The organism is Lutibacter sp., assembly GCF_021647475.1.
Lineage (GTDB): Bacteria > Bacteroidota > Bacteroidia > Flavobacteriales > Flavobacteriaceae > Lutibacter.
This window is the reverse complement of the sequence record NZ_JAKIUR010000007.1, coordinates 1-22,678: the sequence shown is the minus strand read 5'-3', so window position 1 is coordinate 22,678 and position 22,678 is coordinate 1. Positions and strand designations below refer to the sequence as shown.

The window sequence follows — 22,678 nt, the reverse complement described above, 5'->3', positions numbered from 1 at the left end:
TTCTAATTTACCTTTATGCTTGTAGCACTTTCTATTAAAAATTATGCTTTAATTGAAAATTTATCTGTTAATTTTAAAGATAAATTATCTATTATTACAGGAGAAACTGGAGCAGGAAAATCTGTTTTGTTAGGTGCTCTAGGATTGGTATTAGGAAAGCGATCAGACTCTACTTCCTTAAAAGATGCAGATAAAAAATGCATAATTGAAGCACAATTTTCTGTAAATAATTATGGCTTAGAACGTTTTTTTGAAGAAAATGATTTAGATTTTGAAAAAGAAACAATACTAAGACGCGAAATTTTACCTTCTGGTAAATCAAGAGCATTTATTAATGATACACCAACTACTTTAAATGTTTTACAAAGTTTAAGTGAACAATTAATAGATATACATTCGCAACATCAAACTTTGCAGTTAGCAGATGTTAATTTTCAATTTCATATCCTCGATGCTTTAGCAAAAAATACTGCTAAATTAACTTCTTATTCAAAAGGATTAAAATTGTATCATCAATTAAAAAAAGAATTAGAAATTTTGAAGCTAAATCAGGAAAAATCACAACAAAATTTCGAATATAATTCACATTTGTATCAGGAGTTGGTGCAGGCAAAATTAGAACTTGGAGAGCAAGAAGAAATTGAGCAGGAATTAGACAAATTAAATAATATTGAAGCTATTAAGCTCAATTTATCTGAAGCACAAAATAATACATTTATAGATGAAATTGGATTAATTTCTAGATTGAATTCCGTAACTTCTAATTTGGAAAAAATAAGTTTGTATTCAGAGGAATATAAAAAATTGTACGATAGAATTTTAAGTATAAAAATTGAATTTGATGATATATCAAACGAGCTGGTTTATTTAAATGAAAGTGTAAATTTTGAACCTTCAGAATTAGATAAACTAAATAATAGACTACAATTAATTTACAATTTGCAGCAAAAGCATACCGTAAAAACTATTGCCGAGTTATTAGAAATTCAGCTGAAACTTGAAAAAGAAGTAAACGTAGCCGAAAATTCATCTACTATTATTTCAGAAAAAGAGAACGAAATTAAAATAGTAGCAAAAAAATTAGATAATTTAGCTAAATTAATAAGTGATGCAAGGCAAAAAGCAATTCCTGTTTTTATAAAAAAAATAGATAATTTACTAGCTAATTTAGGAATGGAAAATACAAGGTTAAAGTGGAATTTATCTCATGTTAATCAATATTTTTCAAATGGAAAAGATGAATTGCAACTCTTAATTTCAGCAAATAAAGGTTTAAATTTTGGAACTCTTCAAAAAATTGCTTCAGGTGGTGAATTATCTAGAATTATGCTTTCAGTAAAATCCATTTTATCAGAATATTTAAAATTACCAACTATTATTTTTGATGAAATTGATGCTGGCGTTTCAGGTACAATATCACAAAAAGTAGCTACTATAATGCTAGAAATGAGTGAAAATATGCAAGTTATAGCTATTACGCACTTACCACAAATTGCAGCTAAAGGCAATCAACATTACAAGGTGTTTAAACAAGATGTTGACAATCAAATTATTACACAATTAAAAAGATTAACAAAAGAAGAACGTATTATTGAAATAGCAGAAATGTTAAGTGGAAAAAACACAACAACTACCGCTATTGAACACGCAAAACAATTGTTAAACTAGAATTGTTATATTTGCAAAAAATTAATAAACTATAAACTAAAAAAATAGTATGTATAATTTACTTAAAGGAAAAAAAGGAATTATTTTTGGAGCGTTAGATTCTAAATCGATTGCATGGAAAGTTGCTGAAAGAGCACATGAAGAAGGAGCAAAATTTGTTTTAACCAATGCACCAGTTGCAATGAGGCTTGGAACCATTGCAGAACTAGCTGAAAAAACAGGTTCGGAAATTATTCCTGCAGACGCTACTTCTATGTTAGATCTTGAAAATTTAGTAGATAAAGCTGTAGAAATATTAGGTGGAAAAATAGATTTTGTTTTACATTCAATTGGAATGTCAGTAAATGTTAGACGAGGAAATTTATATACACATCAAGATTATAACTTTACTAAAACAGGGTGGGATGTTTCTGCATTATCTTTTCATAGAGTAATGAGTGTTTTATATCAAAGAAATGCTATGAATGAATGGGGAAGTATTGTTGCTTTAACCTATATGGCTGCACAACGAGTTTTTCCTGATTATAATGATATGGCAGATAATAAAGCATATCTGGAATCTGTGGCTCGTAGTTTTGGTTATTTCTTTGGACGTGATCATAAAGTTAGAGTAAATACCATTTCTCAATCTCCAACGCCTACTACAGCTGGTAGTGGAGTTAAAGGTTTTGACGGATTTATTTCTTATGCTGAAAAAATGTCTCCGTTAGGAAACGCAACTGCACTAGAATGTGCCGATTATACCATTACTCTGTTTTCAGATTTAACCAAAAAGGTAACGCTTCAAAATTTATTTCACGATGGTGGTTTTTCAAATATGGGTGTTAGTAATGCCATAATGGATGAAATTATGAAAAACGAATCTACAGATGAAATGGTTGAAGAACCTAAGAAGAAAGGGAAAAAATAAAGAACAATTCTAAAAATATATAAAAGCGATGATTTATTAAATTATCGCTTTTTTTTATGCGATTAATCTATAGTATTTCCCATAAAAAGAATCAAATATCTTAAATTTTGAAGTATGAGCAATGTCATCGTTTACTTGCATAAAATCTACTATTTTTGAAAAGCTAAAATTTATAACATAATATTAAACAATGAGACCACTTAAAATTATAGTATTGGCAAAGCAAGTTCCTGATACCCGACATGTAGGACCAGATGCAATGAAGCCTGACGGTACAGTAAATAGAGTTAAACTTTCCACAGTATTTAATCCAGATGATTTACATGCACTTGAACTAGCCTTAAATATTAAAGATAGAATTCCCGGAACTGAAGTTACCATTTTAACTATGGGACCACCAAAAGCCGCAGATATTATTAGAGAAGGCTATTATAGAGGAGCCGATAAAGGGGTTATGATTTCTGATAGGCGTTTTGGTGGAGCAGATACTTTAGCTACAAGTTATACTTTAATGAAAGGAATTGAAAAATTAGCTCCATATGATTTAATTCTTGGAGGCAGGCAAGCAATTGATGGCGATACTGCTCAAGTTGGTCCTCAATGCGCTGAAAAATTAAACATTCCACAAGTAACCTATGTTGAAGAAATTTTGGAATTAAAAGATACTGAAATAATTGCAAAAAGAAGGCTAGAAAAAGGAACTGAAACAGTATCATCACCTTATCCTTGTTTAATAACTGTTCATGGTTCATCACCAGAATGCAGAAGAAGACAAGCAAAAAAAGTAATGAAATTCAAATATGCTAGAACTAAAACAGAATTAAGTTCAAGAAGTATTGATGAATTATTTATCAGACTAAATAAAGAAAAAACGTATTTAAATATTCCTGAATGGAATGTGGAAGATTTGAATGCAGATACTACCAGAATTGGTTTAGCAGGTTCTCCAACTAAAGTAAAAAGTATAAACAGTATTGTTTTAACAGCAAATGAAACAAAACATTTGACGGATTCTGATACAGATATAGAAGGAATGATTAAAGAATTAATAATTCATCACACCATAGGGTAGTGGTTATAATTTTAAAATAATTACAAATGAAAAGTGTATTTGTTTATTGTGAAGTAGAAAATCATAAAGTTGCAGAAATAAGTATTGAAATAGTTTCCGCAGGTAAAAAATTGGCTCAAAAATTGGGTTGTTCGTTGGAAACTATGGTTTTTGGCGAAAATTTAAGTGGAATTAAAAGTGAACTTTCAAAGTATGGAGTCGATAAAATTTATGTTGCAGATGATAAAAAATTAGAACCTTACAGAACATTGCCACATGCCGCTTTGGCTACACAAATTTTAAAGGAACAAGATCCTCAAATTGTTTTGTTCGGAGCAACATCTATTGGAAGAGATTTAGCTCCAAGGTTGGCTTCTGTATTAAATTGTGGTTTAACTGCCGATTGTACCATTCTTGATATTGGAGATCATTTTGTAAAAAAAGAGAAAAAAGAATACAAAGATTTACTTTATGCCATTCGTCCAGCATTTGGTGGTAGTATTATGGCAAATATTATCAATTGGGATATGCATCCTCAAATGGCAACCGTTCGTGAAGGTGTAATGAAAAAAGAAATTTTTGATGCTAATTATAATTCTGAAATGGTAAATATTAATGTTGATAAAATTTTAAATGAAGAAGATTTTGTAGTAAAAGTTATTGATCGTCATATTGAAGAATCTGATGTTAATTTAAAAGATGCTACCATAATTGTAGCTGGTGGTTATGGCGTTGGTTCTAAAGAAAATTTTAAACATTTAGAAGAATTAGCTAATTTATTAGGTGGTGAAGTGGGAGGTTCAAGAGCAGCAGTTGATGCAGGTTATATTAAACATAACCGTCAAATTGGACAAACAGGAACAACGGTCAGACCAAAGTTATACATAGCAGCAGGTATTTCCGGAGCCATTCAGCATACTGCCGGAATGCAAGATGCATCTATGATAATTTCAATAAATAAAGATCCGGAAGCTCCTATAAATAAACTGGCAGATTATGTAATTGAAGGCGATTTGGTTGAAGTTATTCCTAAAATGATTAAATATTACAAACAAAACGCAAAGTAAAATAAGAATATAAAGTAGAGTTGACAATAAAACTCGAATCAAAAAAATATAAAAATGGATAATTTTTTTCAAGATACACCCGATTTTAAATTTCATTTAAATCATCCTTTAGTACAAAAAATTGTTAAACTAAAAGAAAACGATTTTAAAGAGTCAGAAACTTTTGATTTTGCTCCTTTTAACCTTGAAGATGCAATTGATACCTATGAAAAAATATTAGAAATTGTAGGTGATATTTGTGCAAATACAATAGCAGAAAATGCTGAATCAGTAGATTCAGAAGGACCTCATATTGAAAACAATGCGGTTATTTATGCCAAAGGAACTTCTTCTGATTATAAAGCTTTATATGATGCTGGTTTAATTGGAATGTCGCTTCCAAGAAAATATGGCGGATTAAATTTTCCGTTACTTCCTTACGTAATGGCAGCAGAAATGGTGGCAAGAGCAGATGCAGGTTTTGCTAATATTTGGGGACTTCAAGATTGTGCTGAAACTATTAATGAATTTGGTTCAGAAGAACAGAGAGAAAAATATTTACCACGATTTAATCGTGATGGTACCACCGCAGCAATGGTTTTAACAGAACCAGATGCGGGCTCTGATTTACAATCCGTTCAATTAAAAGCAACTTTCGATAAAAAAGAAAACAGTTGGATATTAAATGGCGTAAAACGATTTATTACTAATGGTGATGCAGACCTAGCATTGGTTTTAGCAAGATCAGAAGAAAATACTACGGATGCCAGAGGTTTATCTATGTTTATTTATGATCGAAAAAATCATGCTGTTGAAGTTCGTCATTTAGAAAAAAAATTAGGAATAAAAGGTTCTCCAACATGTGAATTAGTTTTTAAAGATGCTCCAGCTGAATTGGTTGGTAAAGAACGTTTTGGGTTAATTAAATATGTAATGGCTTTAATGAATTCTGCTCGTTTAGGTGTTGGAGCTCAATCTGTTGGAATTGCCGATGCAGCTTATAGAGAAGCTTTAAAATATGCAGAAGAAAGAGCTCAATTTGGAAAAACTATTATAAATTTTCCTGCGGTATATGAAATGTTGACTAATATGAAAATTCGTTTAGATGCTCTTCGTTCCTTACTTTATGAAACAACTAGATTTGTTGATGTTTCTAAAGTTTATGGAGAAGTAATGAAAGAAAGGAAATTAGAGAAAGAAGAACGTATGGAAATGAAACATTATATGAAATTAGCAAATGTTTTTACTCCGCTTATTAAAATGACAGCTAGTGAAGCTTGTAATAAAATGGCGTATGATTCTTTACAAATTCATGGAGGTACAGGTTTTATGAAAGATTTTCCTATTGAACGAATTTATCGCGATGCTCGAATTACTTCTATTTATGAAGGAACAACTCAATTACAAATCATTGCAGCAATAAAAGGTGTAACTACAGGTGTTTTTTTAGAACAAATTAAAGTTTATGAAAGTGAAGTTTTGGAGGATAATAATGATTTAAAAAAAGTACTTCAAGAAATGACGAGTGATTATGAAGAAATAGTTGGTAAAGTAGAAGCTATTGAAAATACAGAATATTTAGATTTTCATGCAAGGCGATTGGTTGAAATGGCTGGAAATATAATTATGGGATATTTATTAATTATTGATGGACAAAGAGAATCTAAATTCATCAAGTCCGCTAAATTGTTTATCGATTTAATTCGTTCAGAAAATAAAGAACGCTTTAATTATATCAACAATTTTAACATTGAAAATCTTGAATTATATAAAATAGAAGAAACTGAAGTTTTAAAAAAATAACTTTACAAATACAGTATCTTGATAAATATCATACTTTTTTATAAAAAAAGTATAGAACTTTGGATGTTAACTTTAAAAAATATCTCAATGAAAAAAGTTCTACTTTTGGTATTTTTTTTAATACTGAATAACTCAATTTTTGCTCAAACACTTAATTATGCACCCACATGGCCTGATACTAATTGGACTATTACTGGTTCTTATGAATCAGGAAACTTATTGTTAAATCCAACTATTGCAGATTCAAATTTTAAATTTGATGATAGTCAAGTTGCACATGTTGGAGATAATATATTTTTAAATTCTCCTATTATAGATTTACAACCTGCATATAATGCTGGAGAAACTGGAATTAAATTTTCATTTAATGTAGCCTTTACTTTAACACCTTCTTCTTCAGAAACTATTAAATTTGAATGGTATGATGCTGATAACTTGGTTTGGAGTGAATTTCCTGGAGGCTCTTCGGCAGATCCTGGAAGCTCAGTTGGAGATTATCAAAATTGTACAAATTATTCTCCAGTAGTTGCTTATGCAGATATTTCTGGATTTACAGTAAATCAACAACAAAATTTTAGAATACGATTTAATTATAATGATGGCGGATTATCACAAGGAAAAGGTTTATGCATGGAAGCACCAACCGTAGTTTCTTTATCATGTAATGCACCTACAGGTTTATATGTAGATAGTATAAGTGATACTTCTGCAGCAATTGGATGGACAACCAATAACACACCGGTAGAAGCACAATGGAATGTAGAATATGGAGCTACAGGATTTACCATTGGCTCAGGAACAAATCAAGATGCTTATTCTAATCCTTGGGGAATTAACGGTTTTGCTCAACAAACTACCTATGATATTTATGTAAGAGCCGATTGTAGTGAAGGAGATGGAACATTAATGAGCGATTGGTCTTCTAAACTAACATTTACAACCAATGCAACGTGTAATTTACCTACTAATGGTATTGCTGGCGGAATTACTGCTACAACTGCTGATTTGAGTTGGAACATTGGAGGTAGTGAAACAGAATGGGATGTGCAATATGGATTACAAGGCTTTGTTCCTGGAAGTGGTAATGCCACAGGTTTTCACTCTACCAACAATACTTCAAATGGTATTAGCGGTTTATCTCCTAATACTACTTATTCTTTTTATGTGTCAGCTCATTGTGGCACTGGAAATGATAGTGGTTGGGCTGGACCTTTTAATTTTACAACTACTAATCCATTAATAGATTGGTGTAATTTACAATGGCCTGATAGTGGAACAATTACCTTAGGCTCATATATAAATGTATACTCACAAATTTATAAATCTGGTGTAACAGATGCTGTAGGTGCAGGTAATGGTATAAATGTTTGGATTGGATGGGGTACTTCAAATACAAACCCTAATACTTGGACTAATTGGGTACAAGCTAATTATAATAAAGACGTAGGAAATAATGATGAATATATTACTGAAGTGGGACATTTAATTACAACTGCAGGTACTTATTATTATGCCAGTAGGGTTCAATTAGATAATGGTGATTATAAATATGGAGGATATAATGCTAGTGGTGGTGGTTTTTGGGACGGAATTAATAATGTCTCAGGAGTTTTAACCGTGAATAGTGCATTAGGAATAGATGATCAAAAAATTGAAGGATTTAATTTTAAACCAAATCCAATAAAAGATAAAATAGATTTATCATATAAAACACCAATTTTAAATGTTGAAATCTATAATTTATTAGGTCAAAAGGTTTTTTCAGCCAAGCCAAATGCTGAAGAGGCTAATTTAAATATAAGTACTTTAAAAACAGGAATTTATATTTTAAAAATAAAAGTAAAAGATAAACAGGGCTCCTATAAAATTATTAAAGATTAAATTCTAGTAACAAAAAAGCTTCCAATTTGGAAGCTTTTTTGTTACTTTGAAAATATAAAATTTAACCTATTTGAAAATACAATTTTCCATAATTATTCCAGTTTACAACAGACCTCAAGAAATTGAAGAGTTGTTAAATAGTTTAACTAAACAATCTTATAAAAAAGAGTTTGAGGTTATTGTGGTAGAAGATGGTTCTACAAGAAGTTCAAAGGAAATTGTTGAAAAATATACTAAAAACTTAAATCTAAACTATTTTTTCAAACAGAATACTGGTGCAGGATTGAGTAGAAATTTTGGAATGCAACACGCAACAGGTAATTATTTTATCATTTTTGATTCCGATTGTATTATTCCAGAAAATTATTTAAAAGAAGTTGATTCAGTATTAAATCAAAATTATACGGATGCTTTTGGTGGTGCAGATGCTGCCCATAAATCGTTTACCGCTATTCAAAAAGCAATAAATTATAGTATGACTTCATTTTTAACTACTGGAGGTTTACGAGGAAATAAAAAATCAATTCATAAGTTTCAACCAAGAAGTTTTAATTTAGGAATTTCAAAAAAAGCATTTGAAATTACAAAAGGTTTTTCTGCTATGAGAATAGGAGAAGATATTGATTTAACATTTAGGTTATGGGAAAATAACTTTGAAACGCAGTTTATTGAAAAAGCCTTTGTGTATCATAAAAGGAGAGTTTCTTTTTCTCAATTTTTTAAGCAAGTTTTTGCTTTTGGAAAAGCAAGACCTTTTTTAAACAAGAAGTTTCCTAAAACTGCAAAATTATCTTTTTGGTTTCCTTCTGTTTTTATGTTGTTTTTATTGTTTTCAGTTATTTCAATATTCTTTGGAAATCTAATCTTTTCTAATTTTTTATGGGCTTATTTTATTCTTATTTTTTTAGATTCATTTTATAAAAATAAAAGTTTAGAAGTTGCTTTTTTGAGTATTGTTTCTACAATAATTCAGTTTGCAGGTTATGGTTCTGGATTTTTAGTTGGAGTTTTTTCTAAAAAGAAACAGCCTAAAAAGTGATAACTAATATAATATGATGAGATTCTGAAATAAATTCAGAATGACAACTTTTATTGCTTTTTAGATTAAGTATATTCTTAATATTGATTTCTAAACTTTATCTTTTCCTTTATCTTTGCTTACTTTTATGGTTAATTCATTTTTTTCTTTGTCTAAATCCATAAAAATAGAATCACCTTCATTTAATTTTGAAGTTACAATTTCTTCTGCCAAAGTATCTTCAATATATTTTTGAATAGCTCTTTTTAAAGGACGTGCTCCATATTGTTTATCAAAGCCTTTGTCAGCAATATAATCTTTAGCTTCATCAGAAAGTGTTAGAGAATATCCTAAATTATCAATTCGTTTTAATAGTTTACTTAATTCAATATCAATAATTAAATTAATATCTTCTTTTTCTAATGTGTTAAAAACAATAACATCATCAATTCTATTTAAAAATTCAGGAGCAAATGATTTTTTCAAAGCATTTTCAATTACACTTTTTGCAACAGAATTTGCCTGTGCTTTTTTAGACGATGTTCCAAACCCAACACCAGTTCCAAAATCTTTTAATTGACGAGATCCAATATTAGAAGTCATAATAATAATGGTATTTCTAAAATTAATTTTTCTTCCTAAACTATCTGTAATAAATCCGTCATCTAAAATTTGCAATAACATATTAAATACATCAGGATGTGCTTTTTCAATTTCATCTAATAATACAACGGCATAAGGTTTCCGTCTAATTTTTTCAGTTAATTGTCCACCTTCTTCGTAACCAATATATCCTGGAGGTGCACCAACTAAACGAGAAATAGCGAATTTTTCCATATATTCACTCATATCAATTCTAACCAAAGCATCTTCACTATCAAATAGTTCAGTTGCTAATACTTTAGCAAGTTGCGTTTTACCAACCCCAGTTTGACCTAAAAATATAAAGGAGCCAATTGGTTTATTTGGATCTTTTAATCCAATTCTATTACGTTGAATGGCTTTAACTACTTTAGAAACTGCTTCATCTTGACCAATTACTTTTCCTTTAATCAATTTTGGCAAATCATTTAAACGTTGGCTTTCAGCTTCAGCAACTCGGTTGACAGGAATACCAGTCATCATAGAAACTACTTCGGCAACATTTTCTTCGGTAACGGTTTCTCTGTGTAATTTTGAAGCTTCTTCCCATTTTATTTGTTCAGATGCTAATAAATTTTCCACTCGTTTTTCATCGTCACGTAATCTGGCAGCTTCTTCATATTTTTGTCCTGTTACTGCAGCCGTTTTATCTTTTCTTATGGTTTCTAATTGGTTTTCAAGTTTTAATACGGCTTTAGGAACAACAATATTTGTGATGTGAATTCGAGAACCAGCTTCATCCATAGCATCAATAGCTTTATCGGGTAAAAATCGGTCTGTCATATATCTATTAGTTAATTTTACACAGGCTTCAAGGGCATCATCGGTATAATCTACATTATGATGTTCTTCATATTTATCTTTTATGTTCTGTAAAATTTGAATAGTTTCTTCTACAGAAGTCGGTTCCACTATAATTTTTTGAAATCTTCGTTCTAAAGCACCATCTTTTTCAATACTAGTTCTATATTCATCTAAAGTTGTTGCTCCAATACATTGAATCTCACCACGAGCAAGAGCAGGTTTAAGCATGTTAGCTGCATCTAATGAGCCAGTTGCACCACCAGCACCAACAATAGTATGAATTTCATCAATAAATAAAATGATGTCCTCATTTTTTTCTAACTCGTTCATTAATGCTTTCATGCGTTCTTCAAATTGTCCACGGTATTTTGTGCCAGCAACTAAACTTGCTAAATCTAGAGATACAATTCTTTTGTTGAACAAAATCCGAGATACTTTTCGCTGAATTATTCTCAAAGCTAAACCTTCTGCAATGGCAGATTTACCAACACCAGGCTCACCAATTAACATTGGGTTATTCTTTTTTCTTCTACTTAGAATTTGAGAAACTCGTTCAATTTCTTTTTTTCTACCCACAACAGGATCTAATTTTCCTTCCTCAGCTAATCGAGTTAAATCTCGTCCAAAATTATCTAAAACGGGTGTTTTAGATTTTTTAGAAGTTACCTTACCAGACTTTTGTTGTTCAAACGGATTAGATTTTGGAGTCTCAAAATCTCCATCAGAAGGATTTTCTGCTTTTGGTATCTCTAATTCTTCATCTTCCATATATAATTGTTTAAATACAATTTTAACATCAGCATAACTTACTGTAAAATTTTGTAGCACTTTAGTTGTTGGATCATTTTCATTTCGTAAAATGCAAAGAAGTAAGTGTGCAGTATTTACAGATTCACTTTGGTATAATTTGGCTTCTAAAAAGGTTGTTTTGATTGCCTTTTCAGCCTGTTTAGTTAAATAAATATTTTTAGATTCTTGTTTTAAAAAAGAATCATTTATAGGATTTAAAGCTTCAATTTTTTTGCGTAAATGATCTAGATTAATATCTAAATATTTTAAAATTTCAATAGCTTTTCCTTCTCCTTTTCTTAAAAGCCCCAAAATCAGGTGCTCTGTACCAATAAAATTATGTCCCAAGCGTACTGCTTCCTCTTTACTAAATGCAAGTACATCTTTTACTTTTGGTGAAAAATTATCATCCATAGTTATCGTGTTTATATGGTAAAATTAGTTGATTTTTTTCGTTTTTTATTACAAAAATCACTCCACTTTTTTTTAACAAATAAATATCTATTAAAAAAAATAATATTAACAACTGGTTATCAGAGTTTTAAATACAATATTATTACTGAATTATTGTTGATAAAAATTATAAATTGAATGGCTATTTTAGGTTGTAAAAAACCTAAAAATTGTATATTGCTTTGTTAAAAAATCAAGAATAAATTAAATAAAAAATAATGTCAGACGGAGAAAAAATAATACCGATAAACATTGAAGATGAAATGAAATCTGCTTACATTGATTATTCAATGTCAGTAATTGTTTCAAGAGCATTACCCGATGTAAGAGATGGTTTAAAACCAGTGCACCGAAGGGTTTTGTTTGGAATGCATGAATTAGGAATTAAAGCAACTGGATCTTATAAAAAATCCGCAAGAATTGTTGGGGAAGTACTTGGTAAGTATCACCCTCATGGAGATACTTCGGTTTATGATGCTATGGTTAGAATGGCCCAAGATTGGAGCGTTCGTTATAAAATGGTAGATGGTCAGGGTAACTTTGGTTCTGTTGATGGGGATAGCCCTGCAGCAATGCGTTATACAGAGGTTAGAATGCAAAAAATATCAGAAGATATGTTATCTGATATTGAAAAAGACACTGTTGACCATACCTTAAATTTTGATGATACTTTATTGGAACCTACCGTTTTGCCAACCAGAATTCCTAATTTATTGGTTAATGGAGCTTCCGGTATTGCGGTTGGGATGGCGACCAATATGGCACCTCATAATTTAACTGAAGTTATTAATGGAACGTTAGCTTATATTGATAACAGAGAAATTGAAATTTCTGAGTTGATGCAATATATCAAAGCACCCGATTTCCCCACAGGAGGAACAATTTACGGTTACGATGGTGTAAAAGATGCATTTGAAACGGGTAGAGGTAGAATTGTTTTACGTGCAAAATCTAACATTGAAGAAGTTCACGGACGTGAATGTATTATTGTTACCGAAATTCCTTATCAGGTTAATAAAGCAGATATGATTAAAAAAACTGCGGAATTAGTAAATGATAAAAAAATTGAAGGAATTGCAAATATACGTGATGAGTCTGATAGAAAAGGAATGCGCATAGTTTATGTTTTAAAACGAGATGCTATTCCAAACATTGTATTAAATAAACTTTATAAATATACAGCATTACAAACTTCATTTAGTGTAAATAATATTGCATTAGTACATGGTCGTCCAGAACAATTAAATTTAAAACAACTTATTCATTATTTTGTTGAACACAGACACGATGTTGTAGTTAGAAGAACCAAATTTGAACTTAAAAAAGCTGAAGCTAGAGCTCATATTTTAGAAGGACTAATTATTGCTAGTGATAATATTGATGAAGTTATAAAAATTATTAGAGGATCTAAAAATGCAGATCAAGCTAAAGAAAGTTTAATTGAACGATTTAAACTAACTGAAATTCAATCGAAAGCAATTGTAGAAATGCGATTGAGACAATTAACTGGTCTTGAACAAGATAAGTTACATATTGAATTTGAAGAGTTAATTAAAACCATTGCAGATTTAAAAGATATTTTAGAAAGTGAACCAAGACGATTTGAAATTATAAAAGAAGAATTAGTAGCCGTTAGAGATAAATATGGTGATGAACGTAAATCTGTAATTGAATATGCAGGTGGAAGTTTTTCTATTGAAGATATGATTCCTAATACTAAAGTTGTAGTAACTATATCTCATGCAGGTTATGTTAAACGTACCAATTTAGATGAATATAAAGTTCAAAACAGAGGAGGAAAAGGACACAAAGGAGTGGCTACTAGAAACGAAGATTTCTTAGAAAAATTATTTATAGGTACCAATCATCAATATATGCTATTCTTTACCCAAAAAGGTAAAGTATTTTGGATGCGTGTTTATGAAATTCCTGAAGGAGGTAAAGGCTCAAAAGGAAGAGCAATTCAAAACTTAATTAATATTGAGCAAGATGATAGTGTAAAAGCATTTTTAGTAACAGAAGATTTAAAAAATGCAGACTATGTGAATAGCCATTATGTGATTATGGCAACTAAAAATGGTCAAGTTAAAAAAACACCTTTAGAACAATATTCTCGTCCAAGGACCAACGGTATCAATGCGATAACTATTAGAGAGGGTGATGAATTGTTAGAAGCTAAATTAACTACTGGCGATAGTCAAGTAATGTTAGCACTAAAATCAGGTAAATCTATTCGATTTGAAGAAAGTAAAACCAGACCAATGGGTAGAAATGCTTCAGGAGTTAGAGGAATTAGATTAGCAAATAACCAAGATGAAGTTATTGGTATGATTGCTGTAAATAATTTTGAAGATAATATTTTAGTGGTTTCTGAAAACGGATTTGGAAAACGTTCTAGCCTAGATGATTATAGAATAACTAATCGTGGGGGTAAAGGAGTAAAAACCATAAATGTTACTAAGAAAACAGGTAATTTAGTGGCTATTAAAAATGTTACTGATGACGATGATTTAATGATAATCAACAAATCAGGAATTACCATAAGATTAGCTATTCTTAACTTAAGAGTAATGGGTAGAGCTACACAAGGAGTTAAATTAATTAATTTAAAGAATAATGATTCCATAGCAGCAGTTGCAAAAGTGATGCACGAAGAAGAAGAAATAGATGAATTAGAAAATGGCACGGAAATTGAAAAAGATAATGAAACAAATACAAACGAAGAATAAACCAAATAAAATGAGAAAACAACTATTAGTTCTGTCAGTTTTACTTGTAAGTATGACAGTATTCGGACAAAAAAGTGAACTTAAAACTGCCGAAAAAGCAATTAAAGCAAATAATTTTACATCCGCAATGGCTGCTATAAATAAAGCAGAAGGAATGATTGCTAATGCAGATCAAAAAACAAAAGCTAAATTTTATTATTTAAAAGGAAAAGCATTATATCAAAATGGTGCAAATTCAGCAGATTTAGAAAAAGTAGGTGCAGCTTTTAATCAATTAATTAATTATGAAAAAGAAACTCATAAAGCTAAATACTCAAATGAAGTAGCTAAAATTATAAATGATTTAATTACTAAATTAGCAACAAATGCATCTACAGATTACAGTACTGCATTAAGTACAAAAAAATTAGAAGACTATGATAAAGCAGCTAAAGAATTTAATACAGTTTATGCCTTAAGTCCAAGAGATACTTCTTATTTAGATAACGCTGCTTTGGTTTACTTTTTTGCTAAAGATTATGATAATTCTATAAAATCATATAAAAAATTATTAGACTTAAACTATACTGGAATAGCAACTGTTTATACAGCTACTAACAAAGAAAATGGTAAAGTAGTTTCTTATAACGATAAAAAATCGAGAGATTTACAAGTAAAATTAGGTCTTGCTGAAAACCCTAAAACTGTTCAAAAAGAATCTAGAAGAGAAGCTGTATTTAAATATTTAGCTCAAAATTATGCAGCTAAAAAAATGGATGATAAAGCTTTAGAAATTATAACGGAAGGAAGAAAAGAGTTTCCGAAAAGTTATTCTTTATTAATTGATGAAGCTAATATTTATTATGCTAAAGGTGATGAAGCTAAATTTAAAGAAAAATTGGAAGAAGCAATTCAAATGAATCCAACTGAACCTACTTTATATTATAATGTTGGTGTAATGAATATGAATCAAGGTAAAACGGATGAAGCTATTGTAAATTTCAAAAAAGCAATTGAATTAAAACCAGATTATGCAGATGCTTATAATAATGTTGGAGCTGCTATTATTGATAAAACAAAACCAATAATTGAAGAAATGAATAAAAGCTTATCAGATTTTGATAAATATGATAAATTACAAGCAAAACAATTAGCTGTTTATAAAGAAGCATTACCTTTTTATGAAAAAGCTTATGAATATAATAAGACTAATATAAGCACGGTTCAAACTTTAATGGGATTATATGAAAATTTGGAGATGACTGAAAAAACTAAAGAATTGCAAGCTGTTTATGATAAGTTAAAACAACAATAAGTGTTTATTACAATAAAAAAAAGCTCACATTTGTGAGCTTTTTTTATATAATTTTTTTAATAACTCGGAGTTTATGAGTGTGTGTGTGGGTATCTAAATTAAAAATACCACTATGGTCAATTCTATCTACCCTTACTTTTCCATAGGCGTGAATAATATAATTATCTTTCATAATAATACCAACATGAGTAATTATACCTTCAACATTATCAAAAAATGCCAAATCACCAGGTTCGCTTTCTTCTATAAAACTCAAAACGTTTCCTTGGCTGGCTTGTTCAGCAGCATCTCTCATTAATTTATAGCCACATAATTTATAAACCATTTGGGTAAAACCAGAACAATCTATACCAAAAGGAGTTTTTCCTCCCCATAAGTATGGGGTATTTAAGTATTTGTAAGCAGTTTCAATTAGTAGTTTTTTTTGTTTTTTACCTGAAATTACTTCACCTTCATATAAAAAATTGGTGCTGTTTATTTTTAATTGTTGATTACTATAAAATGGTAAACTTGAACCAATAACTATGGTTCTGTAATTATTAGTGCTATTTGTTGCAAAATCTATTAGCTCTCCAACTAGTTTTGACTTGGTTTCATTTAAATTTTTATAGGTATCCTCTGTAATTTCTTCATATTGTTTATTATCTATCCAGCCTTCGTATTTATCAAAGGCTAATCGAATTTTACTCCAATTTTTTCGTATTTCCAATACTTTAAAATGTTCACCAAATAATAACTGCGAAACCATTTCACTGCAATCATTTGGTTCAATTCTAATAGGAACAATACTTAAATTACAAATTCCGTAATGCATATTTTATAAACGTTCAATTACCATTGCACCTGCACCACCACCACCGTTACAAATTGCTGCAGCACCATATTTTGCGTTATTTTGTTTTAAAATGGAAGATAAGGCTATAATTATTCTTGCTCCTGACATTCCTAAAGGATGCCCTAATGAAACCGCACCACCATTAACATTTACTTTATCTGGATTAATACCTAATATTTTAGTATTAACCAATCCAACAACGGCAAAGGCTTCATTAAATTCAAAATAATCAACATCATTAATATTAATATTTGCTTTTGTTAATGCTTTTGGAAGTGCTTTTGCTGGAGCAGTTGTAAACCATTCTGGTTCATGTGCTGCATCTGCGTAACCAATAATTTTTGCTATTGGTTTTAAATTCATCTCTACTGCTTTTTCTTTACTCATTAACACAAGTGCTGCTGCTCCATCGTTTAAAGTAGAAGCATTAGCTGCGGTTACGCTACCATCTTTATTAAAAACAGGACGTAGATTTGGAATTTTATCGAAATTTACATTTTTAAATTCTTCATCTTCTGAAAAAATAATTGGATCACCTTTTCTTTGAGGAATTTCTACAGGAACAACTTCATCATTAAATTTTCCTTTTTTCCATGCATCCGCAGATTTTTTATAAGAATTTATTGCAAAATTATCTTGATCTTCTCTAGTAAAATGATATTTAGTTGCACATAAATCACCACAAGTTCCCATATGTTTTTGGTCGTAAACATTTACAAGTCCATCCACTAACATGCCATCTGCCACTTTTATATCCCCTAATTTTACACCTTTTCTTCCTTTTAAATAGTGAGGAATACTACTCATATTTTCCATTCCGCCAGCAACTACTATTTCAGCATCGCCACATTTAATAGCTTGTGTAGCAATCATAATAGCTTTCATACCAGAAGCACAAACTTTATTTATTTGAGTACAAGGAACGGTGTTTGGAATTCCTGCAAATAGTGCAGCTTGACGAGCAGGAGCCTGGCCTAAACCAGCCGAAACTACATTACCCATAAATACTTCATCAACCAAATTTGGGTTTAAATCTATTTTATTTAAAGCACCTTTTATAGCAATTGCTCCTAATTTTGGAGCAGGAATACTTGCTAAACTACCCAAAAAACTTCCAATTGGTGTTCTGGCGACAGATACAATTACAACTTCCTTCATTTTATTTTTTTTATTAAATATTCTATTTGCGAATTTAACTAAAATTGAGCAATCTATTAAATTTTGAAAGCCATATTCTTTATATGTAATAAAGATTACAATATAAATTTTTAGATTCATTAATTTGGCTGAACTTTAAAATATATGAGTTATGCCATCAAAGTCAATTTATAAAAATCATTATGTAGCTATTATTGGAGGATCAATTTCTGGTTCAGAAGCCGCGAATATTCTTGCCCAAAGTGGTATTAAAGTTGTGGTTTTTGATATGAATAATCTACCTTATGGTAAAATAGAAGATGGATTACCTAGTTGGCATATTAATTTGAGAAATAGACAGATAAAAGAAATTAATAAAAAACTAGATCAAGAAAATGTTCATTTTGTTCCGAACACTAAAATAGGACGTGATATTGATTTTTTAGATTTAATTAATAATTGGGGCTTTTCAGCTATTATTTTAGCAAACGGTGCATGGAAAGATAGAGCATTTCCTGTAAAAGGAATTGAAAAGTTTAGAGATAAAGAACTTATTTATCAAAATGCTTTTATAAACTGGTTTAATCATAAACACGATTGTAAATACACTGGGAAAAACTATTTTATTAAAAATAATGCAGTTGTAGTTGGTGGCGGGTTGGCATCTTTAGATGTTATAAAAATTGTAATGATAGAATTAGTAAAAAAACAATTGTTTTTAAAAAAGAAAATTAAAATTGATTTATTTACTTTAGAAAAAGAGGGATTACAAAAAACTTTAGATAAATATAACGTTACCTTAGAAGATTTAGATATAAAAAAAGCACGATTAGTTTATAGAAGAACAGCAAAAGAAATGCCTTTAAAAGCTCCTAAAGATGATACTATTGAAAACATTGAAAAAGCTCATGAAGTTTCGCGTAAATTATTGGTAAAGTATCAAGAAAAATATTTATTTGATTTTATTCCGCAAAGTATTCCTTTAAGTTTTAATGAAAAAAATGGCAAATTAATTGGTGTAATTTTTCAAAAAGTAGCTACAATAGATGGCAAAATAACACCTATTCAAAATAGTACTTTTGAATTAAAAACTGAAACGTTAATTTCATCCATTGGTAGCGTTCCAGAACAAATAGATGGTTTGCTGTATGAAAACGGAAGTTTAAAAATGCGTAGTAAATCAGATTATCATATTGAAGGTTTTGATAATGTTTTTGCCATTGGAAATGCAGTAACTGGCAAAGGAAATATTCAGGAATCTAAACGGCATGGTAAAGAAATGACCTCATTAATTTTAAATAAAGATTTAACCAAAGACGCTTTAGATAAATGGGTAACTTTTTATAATAATGAAATAGAAAGTAAAGTTAGGAAACAACTTAGTGGAATGTTAAACGAAATTACAAATAAAGAAATTCCACCAGAAGATATAATTAAGGAAATTTTAAATAAAACCACAAAAATTCAGCAAAATTTAGGCTATAAATCCTATAATGATTGGATTTTAAAACACCTTCCAAATCGGCTTGAAGATGAACTTCCAAAAAATAAAACTAACTTAAAATGTTTATAATAGATTTATTAGTATTTTTGAATCGATAAAAAATACTATCTGATTGTCCGTAATTTTACAGAACGTCCGTCACCCTGAACTTGTTTCAGGGTCGTATTCAGTAAAACACGGGTTATCAAATGGAAATGAGATGCTGAAACGAGTTCAGCATGACATTGTTCTTTATTATTACTAATTACGGATATACAATAAATACTACGTGAAAAAACTTATAAACAAATTTTTGGTCAACCACTCTTTAATTTATAAACTATTTTTATATATAATAACTGTATTTTTAGTAGTTTATCTTTTTCCAAAAGGAGGACAGTTTAAATACGAATTTCAAAAGGGAAAACCATGGCAATACGAAAATTACTATGCACCATTTAATTTTTCTATTCAAAAAACAAAAGATGAAATAGCCAAAGATAAACAGCAAATTATTGCCACTTCAAAACAATTTTATAATTATAATGAGCAAACGGTAGTTGAAGTTAAAAATAATATAAATCAAAAAGTAGGTGAAGCGTTATTAAATTCTAATATATCTGAAAATAAAAAGAGAAATCTCATCAAAAAAACGCATGAAATTATAAATACTATTTATGAAATTGGCTATATAAATAAAGCAGATGATTCGCAATTGAATAGACCTGTTATAACCATAAAAAAAGGAAATAAAATACAGAATATTGAATCTACTAAATTATATAATTTATCAAAAATAAATGATTTAATTATTGCCAAATTAGGTGTAGAGCCTTTAACACAATATGAAAGTATAATACAATCTATTTTATTAGAAGAATTAAAGCCAAATGTTTTTTTTAACAAACAACTTACTGATAAAAATTTAGCTGAAAATTTAAGTAAAATCTCCTACACAAAAGGTTTAGTTGCTGTAAATCAAAGAATTATACTTAAAGGAGACATTGTTGAAGGTCAAAAATTAGCTATATTAAATTCATTAAAACAAGAATTTGAATCTCAAGTGTGGAGTAAATCAAATTATAATTGGATAGTTTTTGGATATACCATTTTAGTAGCATTAGCATTTTTAATGTTATTGCTTTTTTTAAGGAAATATCGTTTAGAAATTTTTGAAAATAATACAAAAGTTACTTTTATCTTTTTCAATGTTATTTTAATAGTTCTGCTAATCACCTTAGTAGTAAAATATGATGCAAAGTATGTTTATATTGTTCCTATTGTAACGCTGCCGTTAGTTTTAAAAGCCTTTTTTGATGCAAGGTTGGGTTTGTTTACTTATGTGTTAACGGTGCTTTTATTAGGCTTTATTGTACCTAACAGTTTCGAATTTATTTTTCTTCAAATCATAGCAGGGATTGTTACTATTTTAACAATTTCAGAATTGTATAAAAGAGCTAATCTATTTATTTCAGTTTTACAAATTACATTAGTATATTACATCGCTTATTTGGCATTTTCAATTATCCAAGAAGGAAATGCTAAATCAATAGTTTGGGATAAATTTATTTATTTTGCATTAAACGGCGGAGCAACTTTATTTGTGCTACCATTAATTTATATTTTTGAAAAATTATTTGGATTAGTATCTGATGAATCGTTAAAAGAACTATCTAACACCAACAATAAATTATTACGGGAATTAGCTGAAAAGGCACCAGGAACTTTTCAACATTCACTACAAGTAGCAAATTTAGCAGAAGCATCGGCCAATGAAGTACATGCAAATTCAATGTTGGTAAGAACAGGAGCTTTATATCACGACATTGGTAAAATGTTAAATCCAATGTATTTTACTGAAAATCAATCTACTAATGTAAATCCTCATAATGAATTAACACCAAAAGATAGTGCTAAAATTATTATAAATCATGTTATTAAAGGTATAGAATTAGCCAAAAAAAATCATTTACCAGATAGAATTATTGATTTTATTAGAACACATCACGGAACAACTTTAGTATATTATTTTTATAAAATGGAAGAAAAAGCAAATGGAGGAGAAGTAGATACTTCTTATTTTCAATACCCAGGACCAATTCCTTTTTCAAAAGAAACAGCTATTCTAATGATTTGTGATTCGGTAGAAGCAGCATCAAGAAGTTTAAAAGAACCTTCAGCACAAATTTTAGATGATTTGGTAGAAAAAATAGTAATAAAACAACTTGAAGGAGGTCAATTTATGAATGCTGATATTACTTTTAAGGAACTAAATACTATAAAAAAAGTATTAAAAAAGAAATTAAAAAACATTTATCATTTAAGAATTGAATATCCTGAATAATATTATAGAAATAATCTACAAAAAAAAATAAAAAATCTTGTTTAAGTGTAATTGTAATCTTACATTTGCACTCGCAAAAATAAGTTCATAGACATATTTTTAGGAGAGGTGCCAGAGTGGTAATGGAGCAGATTGCTAATCTGTCGACGGGTAACTGTCGCCAGGGTTCGAGTCCCTGTCTCTCCGCAATATTTAGGATAACTATCAGGGTTGTAGTATCTTGTCAAGCACGGCATAAACTACGCTCAGAGTATATTATCTATTTTGAAATATTCATTGTTGAAATAATATTATGAATAAGATAACCAATTCGGGGTGTAGCGTAGCCCGGTTATCGCGCCACGTTTGGGACGTGGAGGTCGTCACGCTTGAGGCGTGACCACCCAGTACAAGAAACTATGAATTGTTATGTGTACATATTGTATAGTGAAAAACGTTCTAAACATTATGTGGGTCAAACTGCAGATGTTAACAAAAGATTATCAAGACACAATCAGGGTTTAGTACCTTCAACAAAAGGAGGTAAACCTTGGAAGATAATTTTGCAACTCAAAGTTTCAAATAGAAATGAAGCTATAATTTTAGAAAATAAAATTAAAAAAAGAGGAGCAAAGAGATTTATAGAAGATAACCAATTCGGGGTGTAGCGTAGCCCGGTTATCGCGCCACGTTTGGGACGTGGAGGTCGTCACGCTTGAGGCGTGACCACCCAGTACAAGAAACTATGAATTGTTATGTGTACATATTGTATAGTGAAAAACGTTCTAAACATTATGTGGGTCAAACTGCAG

15 protein-coding genes and 1 tRNA gene are annotated in these 22,678 nt (G+C 29.7%); 13 read left to right on the top strand and 3 right to left on the bottom strand.

What is annotated here, in order from left to right; all coding sequences use genetic code 11:
- Positions 1-15 precede the first annotated feature (15 nt).
- The 7 genes from L3J60_RS02790 (at position 16) to L3J60_RS02760 (ending at position 9,398) form a co-directional block, all read left to right on the top strand.
- Complete coding sequence (locus L3J60_RS02790; RefSeq protein ID WP_291973962.1) at positions 16-1,668, top strand: DNA repair protein RecN; 1,653 nt, start codon at positions 16-18, stop codon at positions 1,666-1,668.
- Between the two features lie 49 nt (positions 1,669-1,717).
- On the top strand, positions 1,718-2,578 hold the full coding sequence (locus tag L3J60_RS02785; RefSeq protein WP_291973961.1) for an SDR family oxidoreductase: 861 nt from the start codon (positions 1,718-1,720) through the stop codon (positions 2,576-2,578).
- Positions 2,579-2,768: 190 nt separating this feature from the next.
- The gene (locus L3J60_RS02780; protein ID WP_291973960.1) at positions 2,769-3,650 is read left to right on the top strand and encodes an electron transfer flavoprotein subunit beta/FixA family protein; all 882 of its coding nucleotides are present in this window, start codon (positions 2,769-2,771) and stop codon (positions 3,648-3,650) included.
- A gap of 26 nt (positions 3,651-3,676) precedes the next feature.
- The gene (locus tag L3J60_RS02775) at positions 3,677-4,696 is read left to right on the top strand and encodes an electron transfer flavoprotein subunit alpha/FixB family protein (protein ID WP_291973959.1); all 1,020 of its coding nucleotides are present in this window, start codon (positions 3,677-3,679) and stop codon (positions 4,694-4,696) included.
- A gap of 54 nt (positions 4,697-4,750) precedes the next feature.
- Positions 4,751-6,478, top strand: coding sequence for an acyl-CoA dehydrogenase family protein (locus tag L3J60_RS02770; RefSeq protein WP_291973958.1), 1,728 nt, complete (start codon positions 4,751-4,753; stop codon positions 6,476-6,478).
- An 87-nt stretch (positions 6,479-6,565) separates the two neighbouring features.
- Positions 6,566-8,359, top strand: coding sequence for a T9SS type A sorting domain-containing protein (locus L3J60_RS02765; RefSeq protein WP_291973957.1), 1,794 nt, complete (start codon positions 6,566-6,568; stop codon positions 8,357-8,359).
- Positions 8,360-8,429: 70 nt separating this feature from the next.
- The gene (locus L3J60_RS02760) at positions 8,430-9,398 is read left to right on the top strand and encodes a glycosyltransferase (RefSeq protein ID WP_291973956.1); all 969 of its coding nucleotides are present in this window, start codon (positions 8,430-8,432) and stop codon (positions 9,396-9,398) included.
- Between the two features lie 90 nt (positions 9,399-9,488).
- On the opposite strand, the gene L3J60_RS02755 is transcribed toward L3J60_RS02760, so the two are convergent.
- Complete coding sequence (locus L3J60_RS02755) at positions 9,489-12,026, bottom strand: ATP-dependent Clp protease ATP-binding subunit (RefSeq protein WP_291973955.1); 2,538 nt, start codon at positions 12,024-12,026, stop codon at positions 9,489-9,491.
- 257 nt (positions 12,027-12,283) lie between these two features.
- On the opposite strand from L3J60_RS02755, the gene gyrA reads away from it, so the two are divergent.
- Entirely contained in the window at positions 12,284-14,794 is a 2,511-nt protein-coding gene (gene gyrA / locus L3J60_RS02750) for a DNA gyrase subunit A (RefSeq protein WP_291973954.1), read from the top strand.
- 10 nt (positions 14,795-14,804) lie between these two features.
- The gene (locus L3J60_RS02745; RefSeq protein WP_291973953.1) at positions 14,805-16,088 is read left to right on the top strand and encodes a tetratricopeptide repeat protein; all 1,284 of its coding nucleotides are present in this window, start codon (positions 14,805-14,807) and stop codon (positions 16,086-16,088) included.
- A gap of 43 nt (positions 16,089-16,131) precedes the next feature.
- Here the strand turns inward: L3J60_RS02745 and L3J60_RS02740 are convergent, their stop codons facing one another.
- Positions 16,132-16,902 carry a C40 family peptidase gene (locus tag L3J60_RS02740; RefSeq protein WP_291973952.1) on the bottom strand — a complete coding sequence of 257 codons (771 nt, stop codon included), beginning with the start codon at positions 16,900-16,902 and terminating at the stop codon, positions 16,132-16,134.
- 3 nt (positions 16,903-16,905) lie between these two features.
- Complete coding sequence (locus tag L3J60_RS02735; RefSeq protein ID WP_291974026.1) at positions 16,906-18,081, bottom strand: acetyl-CoA C-acyltransferase; 1,176 nt, start codon at positions 18,079-18,081, stop codon at positions 16,906-16,908.
- Between the two features lie 151 nt (positions 18,082-18,232).
- On the opposite strand from L3J60_RS02735, the gene L3J60_RS02730 reads away from it, so the two are divergent.
- From L3J60_RS02730 to L3J60_RS02715, 4 genes are all read left to right on the top strand, one after another.
- Positions 18,233-19,633: an FAD-dependent oxidoreductase gene (locus L3J60_RS02730; RefSeq protein ID WP_291973951.1), complete on the top strand. Its 1,401-nt coding sequence runs from the start codon at positions 18,233-18,235 to the stop codon at positions 19,631-19,633.
- Positions 19,634-19,832: 199 nt separating this feature from the next.
- Complete coding sequence (locus L3J60_RS02725) at positions 19,833-21,887, top strand: HDIG domain-containing metalloprotein (protein WP_291973950.1); 2,055 nt, start codon at positions 19,833-19,835, stop codon at positions 21,885-21,887.
- 102 nt (positions 21,888-21,989) lie between these two features.
- Positions 21,990-22,073 (top strand) — tRNA-Ser (locus L3J60_RS02720).
- Positions 22,074-22,297: 224 nt separating this feature from the next.
- On the top strand, positions 22,298-22,534 hold the full coding sequence (locus tag L3J60_RS02715; RefSeq protein WP_291973949.1) for a GIY-YIG nuclease family protein: 237 nt from the start codon (positions 22,298-22,300) through the stop codon (positions 22,532-22,534).
- Positions 22,535-22,678 lie beyond the last annotated feature (144 nt).